This window comes from Carboxylicivirga caseinilyticus (assembly GCF_050589785.1).
Taxonomy (GTDB): domain Bacteria; phylum Bacteroidota; class Bacteroidia; order Bacteroidales; family Marinilabiliaceae; genus Carboxylicivirga; species Carboxylicivirga caseinilyticus.
In genome coordinates this window covers 1-8702 of record NZ_JBNGOX010000072.1, presented here as the reverse complement: position 1 = coordinate 8702, position 8702 = coordinate 1, and the positions used below count along the sequence as shown (strand labels likewise).

Genomic DNA, 8702 nt, shown 5'->3' with positions numbered 1-8702 from the left:
AATGAAAAGATAAAACAAATAAAAGATTTGGCTCAGTGAAATTTGAGAAGATCAGCTCTATTAACCTCCATACGCTTCATCCACGAAACGTTGTATGCAAGTGTAAAACCGATACGATACATTAATACAATAAAAAAGATTGAAATAATTACAAAAAACGGATTGATTGGATTGGTGCTCCGTTGACAGGGCGGTGCAGTTTGAGGGGAATTTATTTTGTTTTTTTCTCCCCCCACACAAAGAAAAAGGAAACCCCGCCCACAAAACAACACATTTGCAAACCGTAGCAAGCCAGCTCTGCAAACCAAAGTTTACAAAAGAGTTGTTTTTTTGCCAACGCACCGCTGCTAATTTGATAGCAATTCTTCTTTTTTATGATTATCCGGTTTTAAAATAAATTTCTCATCTATTGTTACTTTTAGATTAATTATATCTTTATGTAAAATTCAAATGTTTTGTTAGATGCTTTCTTACATATAAATATTGCACAAACCTTGTTTGCTGCCATATTAATTGTTGTTACAAAAAGACCACTTAATATAACCGACAAGCTGCTTTCTGCCTGGTTAATTTTTGTAATGTGTTCTTTTATAATGAAACTAATCAATATTGATTTTCAAGACCAGTTTGAATTCGATCTTATTGGTAGAGGAGCTATAATTACATTGTCGTTTCCATCATTTTTATATTTGTATGTGAAATATTTAATATCCGGAGTTGACAAATTCAAACCATTCGATTTGGTTCATTTTTTACCTTTTGTGTTTATCAGTTTTTATGTTTTGTTCTTATCTTATTACAATCCGAAGTTTTCGGCTTTGTTATACTCTGATGGTGATATAGGATTATTGCTTATCTTATTTGGAATTATTTCTATATCTACTTTTGCTATATATGGTTACATAACTATTCGCCAGTTGAACCAATATCGTAAAATCGTCGATAATTTATATTCTTTCCATAATACTAATGTAAGTTTAAAATGGCTATGGACACTGGTACTTATTTTTTACTCATATTATTTTCTGGCCATTATAATAAATGGTTTCAATAAAGTCGTTGGAATTGATTTCAAGATGTCAAATATCCTAATACCTGTTTATACTTTTTTTATTTATGTAATAAGTTTTCGAGGTTATGTTCAGCCCAGACTTTTAGCTCAAAAAGAAGAAGTTGAAGATGATAAGCCAAAAGAATCGTATCAAAAGTCAGGATTAAAAAGAAACGATGCTGTAAAGTATGCCCAAACAATCACAAAATTGATGCAAGTAGAGAAATTGTGGTTAAATCCCGAAGTAAATTTAAAAGAAATATCGCAACACACAGGCATACAGCAACATTATATTACCCAGATTTTAAATGAACAATTGAATAAAAACCTTTATACATTCGTGAATGAGTTTCGTGCCAACGAAGTAATCCGTTTGTTTAAAGAAGAAAAATATAAAAATTGGAGTATTATAGCCATTGCATTTGAGGCAGGATTCAATTCCAAGTCATCATTCAACACTTTTTTCAAAAAATTTACAGGAAAAACACCTTCCGAATATCGAAAAGAGCTAGCTTCCGGATAGTCTTCGTAAAAAAATGCAATTCAACTATCACAACTTATGTATCAGTATATCTGTATTTTATATGTCGCTGCTTTAAAGGTCGAACTTGTAAATAGTACGTCCTTTGTAGTTAGGTCGTAGTTACTATTGTATTGCAGTTTCTTTGCTCTCAGTAAATTTTAAAAAGTGAGAAGCATGAAGAAATTGTTTTTAATATTGATTAATGGGCTACTCTTTACAGGTGTTCTTTATTCACAAGTAGATGATGTTCATAAAGAACTGCTCCGGATGGCCCTTGAAAATAATTACGAAATCCAAAAAGCAGAATTAGATATTGCTAACAGTGAACAGCAAGTTAAACAAGTTCAGTCCTATACACTTCCTCAATTATCAGGAGCAATTGAAGCAAAGCATTATATTGAATTGCCCACTGTGATTCTTCCGGGAGAAATGCTTGGTGCTCCCAGTGATATTGAAACACACATGGGAAGACCCAACAATGGCGATGTCGGTATTAGCGCATCATATTTAATACCAAATATTTCATTGCTTACCGATTTAAAAACAGCAAAAGAGTCAACGGAATTATACAAACTTTTAAAAATTAAAACTGAAGAAGATGTAATCTATCAGGTGAGCTACTCATATTATTATTATTTAGCAAGTTTGGAGAGCTTAAAAATTATAAAAGAAAATATTGAGATATTAAAAGAAAATAAAAGAATTGCTGCGAATCTGGTAAATAACGATATGGCTTTGCCAACCGACACAAACCGAATTGTTGTAAAAATTAATGATTTGGAGAAACAAGTTAACCTAATAGAAGCATCGTTATTTGAGCAGAAAAACAGGATAAGATTACTAATAGGCAATGAAGACTATCCATTTCCTGAGCCCAATTTAGATATTGAATTCAATCAAAACAATCAGAAAATTGGATTGATAGATTCTGTAAAAAGTACCGATATTCAAATTCTTGAAAAGCAACTTGAAATACAAAATCTTCAGATAAAAAAATCAAAAGCAGCTTACCGCCCAACTACATTGCTTTATGCTTCGTATGCCTATAATGTTCAACAGAACGATTTTGCCGATGTGTTCAAAGTTAACGATTGGAATAACATTTCGCTTGTAGGTCTTAAAATGACAATACCCATTTTTTCGGGTGGCAGAAACAAAGCAAAAGTGCAACAATCGAAGCTCAATTCTCAAATTGTAGAAAAGAACATTGAACAAGCAACACAAAACTTTAATCAAGAACGACAACAAACATTAAATAAATACTTTTCACTAAAAGAAAACTGTGAAATTCAGTTCGACAACATAAAACAAACCGATGATATCTATAATGTTTCATCGCTTAAATACGAAGAAGGATTACTCCCCCTAACTGAATTATTAATCTCAACTTCAGACTTAAGCAATGCTAAATTAAGTTACACAAAAAGCTTATTAGAACTCTTCATGGCCGAGCTCGATGTGTTAAAATCGAATTGCAATTTAAATACTTTAACGAATAAATAAATTTTTAATAAGATGAAAAAGATAATAAAACATATTTTGCCCGCATTCATCATATTACTGGTAATAACAGCAATTTGTTGGAAATTAAAAGCAAACAAGGAAAAAAATAAAGCAGAAGCGGAACTTGCTAATGTAAAAGCAACTGCCATACCTGTAAAAGTTGACACGGTAAAGGCTGCAAATTACATCCAAAATATCGAGATGTCAGGAGCAATAAAAAATAAAACCGATTTGTTTCTTTTTGCCGAAACACAAGGACGAATTATTAAAATATACAAGGAAAAAGGCAGCTGGGTAAACAAAGGCGAAACTATTCTTGAAATAGATAATTCAGTATTGAAAGAGCAATACGAACTTGCAAAAACAAATTACGAGCACAGCAAACTTGACTACGAAAGAATGAAAAAGTTGGTTGAAAACAATGCTGTAACTCAAAAAAATCTCGAAGATATTACTTTAAAATATACACAATCGAAAGCTGAGCTTGCAAGAATTACAAAAATGCTCAACGACACTAAAGTTACTTCTCCTGTATCGGGTTTTATTAACGATAGCTATTACGAAGAAGGAATGCTTATTTCGGGAAGTGTTAAACTGTGCAACATTATTAGTAAAAACAATCTGATTATTACCACTGAGGTTAATAGCAAGGATGTTTTGTCAATAGAAAGCGGAGATATTGTTACTTTAAAAGTAGATGAGTATCCAAACAACTGTTTTACGGGAAGCATTACAAATATCGCTGAAAAAGCACTGTCAAACAGTCGGTTTGCCATTGAAATTTCTATTGACGAAAACAACTATCTGAAAGCAGGAATGTTTGCAGAAGCAACTATCGAAAAAACTCAGCCCAAAGCAATTATTGTTGACAGAAATGCTATTTCGGGTTCCTTGCAAAATGCTTCGATGTATATTGTTGAAAACAATGAGCTGGTAGAACAAGAGGTTAAAATAAATAAAACATTGGGTAGCAGTGTTGAAATCATCGATGGTTTAAATCTAAACCAGATTTATGTAGTATCGGGAACCATTAACCTTTACGAATCGGCGAAAGTAAAAATTATAGATTAAAAAATATCTAGCATGAAGAAGACGATAAGTACAATAATAATATCATTGTTTTTAGTTGTGACCGCATATTCTCAACAAGAAAACATAGTTGGCACATATCTTACTGCAAACAAAAAAATGAAGGTTGAATTCTATCAAACAAATGGCCAATACAATGCAAAAGTAGTGTGGAAAGCTAAAGATGCTGACAAAGATGTGAATATAGGGGATGTTATCATTAAAGACCTGACCTATAATTCTAAATTAAAACAGTATGAAAGTGGCATTTTAACAGCTAAAGGAAAAACACTTGACTGCATGACCAAATTTCATAATACTAATCAAATAAAGATTTTTATGAAATATGGATTTATTAAAAAAGAAGTTATTTGGACACGAGTTTAAAATTTTGAAAATATGAATATATCAGATATATCAATCAAGCGACCAACAATTCCACTAGTTCTGCTCATAATAACCTTATTGGCAGGATTGTTTTTAGGTACAAAACTAAAGTATGAATTGATTCCCGATATTAGTGCGCCGGTAGTTGTTGTAACTACAGTGTATCCAGGTGCAGGTGCAAGCGATATCGAAAAATCAGTAACCATTCCACTCGAAAATGCACTGGCACAAGTTGAAGGAATCGATGAAATAATTTCAGCTTCAATGGAAGGTGTTTCAAGTGTAAGACTTATGATGAGTATGGATATTGCCCCCAAGGATGCCTTACAAGATGTAAAAGCAAAACTTGACAAAATCCGTCGGACACTGCCAAAAGACATTTACGAACCATCTGTTTCGGCAATTGATTTAAGTGAATTGCCAATTATTACTATTGGTGCAACATCAGCTTTGTCGAATACCGATTTTTTTGACCTTATCGATAAGACAATACAGCCGACTTTATCGCAAATTAAAGGAGTGGCAAATGTGAATATGGTTGGCGGTATGCAAAAGGAAATTAAGGTAAACATCGACAAAAACAAACTGGATGCTTTTAACCTTACTATAAAGCAAGTTGTTCAACTTGTTGGAGCTTCAAATATAGAATTCCCGGCCGGTAAAATTGAAGACGAACAAACTCAAATGAAGGTGCGATTATCCGGAAAATACCAATCTATCGACCAGTTAAGAAAAACCGTGGCAGGGTATTCAAATACCGGCAATGCTATTTACCTTGAAGAAATTGCCGATGTATATGAAGGAATTTCAGACATAAAAACAATTGCAAAAATCAATGGTGTCGAAGCCATTGGTATTGAAGTTTCAAAACAAAAAGAAGCCAATGCTGTAGATGTAAGCCGACTTGTTCAGGAAAAACTGGAACAACTAAAAGTAGATTATGCCGATTCCGGATTAGATTTTACAATTGCCAACGATAATTCAGTATTTACACTCAATGCAGCAAATGCTGTTGGTAAAGACCTAATGATGGCAATTATCCTTGTCTCACTTATTATGCTTTTGTTCTTAAAAAGTTACCGAAACACCCTTTTTGTTCTGGTTACTATTCCAACATCATTAATAGGGACATTCATTGTTATGTACCTGCTCGATTTTTCGCTCGACCTTATTAGTTTAACCTCGCTTTCGTTGGTTGTTGGTACTGTAGTCGACGATGCTATTGTTATAATCGAAAACATCCACCGCCATATGGAAATGGGCAAAAACAGGTTTGATGCCACAAAAGACAGCATGAAAGAAATAGGTCTTACACTTGTTTCAACTACTGCTGTTTTATCAGCTGTATTTATTCCAATATCAATGGTTACAGGAATCACAGGTCAAATTTTGCACGAGTATGCAATTGTTATTGTGGCATCTATGCTTTTTAGTTTGCTATTTACATTTACACTTGTGCCTTTATTAACCTCGAGATATGCTAAAATTGAAACACCAAAGAAAAATGCCGTAAGCAAAGTACTCGATGGTTTTGAAAAACTATTGGAAAAATTTGCTGTTTGGATAACAAATATGCTTAAGTGGGCATTACACCACAAAATGCTTACAACAGGCTTTGTGATTGTTGCGTTTGTTCTTAGCGTTTGGCTTATTCCGGCAGGTTTTATTGGCACTTCGTTTATGGAATCGGGTGACAGGGGAAATGCTATTTTAAGAATTGAATTGCCAAAATCGACAAAAATACACGAGAATTTAAAAGTTACTTCGCAAGTTGAAGAGCTTATCCTTTCACAACCTGAAGTTGAAAATTTATATACAACTATTGGTAAACGAACAGGAAACGCTATTGCAACTGATAATAGTACACCTTATTTTACCGAGTTTAATGTAATTTTTGTTCCTTTAGAAGAACGCGAAATGAGTTCACAAAATATTGCTCGAACATTACGTGCCAAAATTGAGGAAACAGTGCCCGGCATTAAAGTTAGTGCTGCCAATGTTAACATTATGGGCAACGAAGACATTCCTATAAAATTCTATGTAAAAGGTAGTAATATTGATAGTATTTACAAAGCTTCCGAAATGTTTTGCGATTTGCTTCGCTCTATTGAAGGAACTACAGAAGTAGAAAATTCACTGAATTTTGGTAATCCTGAATACCAGGTATTTTTTGACAGAGAAAAGCTGGCATATTATGGACTTACAATAGGCGAAATTTCAAAAGATATTCAACTGGCATTTGCCGGGAACACCGATAATAAATACCGGATTGGAGATAACGAATATGATATCAACATTCGTCTCGACGAATTTAATCGAAAAGACAAATCTGATTTAGAATCGTTAAAATTTAAAACTCACAAAGGCATTGTTACTTTATCGCAATTTGCAACTATTGAACAAGGACTGGGTCCAAGCGTTTTAGAAAGATATAACCGCGGCTCGTCGGCAACTATTACCTGCCAGTTGGTAGGTGTTTCGCAAGGTACTGCAACTGAACAATTCGAAAATTTAGTAGAACAGGCAAATTTCCCACAAGGTACAAGTCATGAATATTCGAAAATGTCGAAAATGATGAGCGAATCGTTTGCGTCGCTCGCAATTGCATTTATTGCCGCAATTCTTTTTATGTACTTAATTATGGTTCTGCTTTACAATAACTGGCTGCATCCTTTCGTGGTGCTGTTTACCATTCCTTTAGCAATTATCGGGGCATTGTTTGCACTGGCATTAGCAAACGAAAACCTTAGCTTGTTTACCATTTTGGGTATTATTATGCTTGCCGGACTGGTAGCCAAAAATGCCATTCTTGTAATCGACTTTGCCAACGACCTAATAAAGGAAGGAAAAGCATTGGTGGATGCCATACTCGAAGCTGTACTATTGCGTTTTAGAGCCATTCTTATGACCAATATTTCAATGATTATTGGGCTTATTCCTCTTGCCGTTTCTGCCAGTGCCGGAGCTGAATGGAAAAACGGAATCGGTTGGGTATTAATTGGAGGTTTGACAGTTTCTATGTTCTTGTCAATGATTATTGTACCTATGATTTATTATACATTTGAGAAATTGAAAATAAAAATAATGGGACAAGCTAAAGGTATGTAAATATCATAATTTTTTTAACCAATCAGCCCTATTTGTTAGCACATTGGCAAGTCACACGAGCCACGCTCAAACCAAAACTTGCCAAAGAGCTAACAAATACCAGCCTTGTTACCGCCTTTAAGGGCGGTTTGGGGTTTGCCCTCCCACAAAAAACAAAATAAATTAATGCTCCGTATCAAGTTCAGTGCAGATTGATAAGATAAAATATTAGATTTGTAAAAACTTGAAACAGATTGTCTTTGAACAATAAACACCAGCATACAACACGCGGTCATAAGTAATGCGGGGTAATGTGGTAAATTCAACATGAGTACATTTAATAAACATAGCAACGGTTTGATAAGTAAGTGCTTCGAAATCCCGCACTACTCATACCGCCAACCGTTGTGCTTAATAATTAGGAGCATCCTACTATTGATAAAAAATGATAAAGAATAAAATATATAAACCAGATAATTTAACGTCTGATTCTATTATTCAAATAATTGAGATATATTTTTCAGGACGATATAAAACAATGCGACAAACTGATACAAAAATTAGGATTAAGAGATTGTATAAGTTTAAGTCAAATGGTTGGGAAGTAATTTATAAACAAATGGATTTTAAAGATTCAGGATATTTCAATATTTATGATGACAACATCTCATTTTCTTTTGATTTAACAAAACTGATAGTATTTTGGACTCTAATTTCAATAATAGGATTTTTTGTTTTATGGCAACTTTCTCACTTATCATTGGTTATTTCCTTCGCTTTGATTTTTATTCCTTTAATTTTCGTCTGGATTAATGGTTTATATGGACTAAAACAATTTACAAAATTTGAGTTAGATACGATTTCAAAAAGATTAAATGATTCAAGTACAGTATAAAGGATTTGATTTGAATTATAAAGAAGAATATAAAGAACGATTAAATAGAGTTGATTTATTAATAGAATACAGATAGTAAAAATTACTAAGCACAACAACTAAGCGTTCTGCCTGGTTGCAAACCAAAGGCTGAGCGCGCGTGTTGCCGACAACCGGGTAGAAATAGCTGACTATGGGGATTGATAAGA

Annotated in this window: 6 protein-coding genes; all 6 read left to right on the top strand. The window is 33.5% G+C overall.

The window, feature by feature from the left end; genetic code table 11:
* The first annotated feature begins 455 nt into the window (after positions 1–455).
* The 6 genes from ACRD62_RS21990 to ACRD62_RS21965 all read left to right on the top strand — a co-directional run bounded on the left by ACRD62_RS21990 (position 456) and on the right by ACRD62_RS21965 (position 8514).
* Complete coding sequence (locus ACRD62_RS21990) at positions 456–1574, top strand: helix-turn-helix domain-containing protein (protein WP_107823873.1); 1119 nt, start codon at positions 456–458, stop codon at positions 1572–1574.
* A gap of 174 nt (positions 1575–1748) precedes the next feature.
* Complete coding sequence (locus tag ACRD62_RS21985; RefSeq protein ID WP_107823872.1) at positions 1749–3077, top strand: TolC family protein; 1329 nt, start codon at positions 1749–1751, stop codon at positions 3075–3077.
* A 12-nt stretch (positions 3078–3089) separates the two neighbouring features.
* Complete coding sequence (locus ACRD62_RS21980) at positions 3090–4148, top strand: efflux RND transporter periplasmic adaptor subunit (RefSeq protein WP_107823871.1); 1059 nt, start codon at positions 3090–3092, stop codon at positions 4146–4148.
* A 12-nt stretch (positions 4149–4160) separates the two neighbouring features.
* On the top strand, positions 4161–4532 hold the full coding sequence (locus tag ACRD62_RS21975; protein WP_107823870.1) for a DUF2147 domain-containing protein: 372 nt from the start codon (positions 4161–4163) through the stop codon (positions 4530–4532).
* Positions 4533–4544: 12 nt separating this feature from the next.
* Positions 4545–7640: an efflux RND transporter permease subunit gene (locus ACRD62_RS21970; RefSeq protein ID WP_107823869.1), complete on the top strand. Its 3096-nt coding sequence runs from the start codon at positions 4545–4547 to the stop codon at positions 7638–7640.
* Positions 7641–8064: 424 nt separating this feature from the next.
* The gene (locus ACRD62_RS21965; RefSeq protein WP_430822239.1) at positions 8065–8514 is read left to right on the top strand and encodes a hypothetical protein; all 450 of its coding nucleotides are present in this window, start codon (positions 8065–8067) and stop codon (positions 8512–8514) included.
* Positions 8515–8702: the final 188 nt, after the last annotated feature.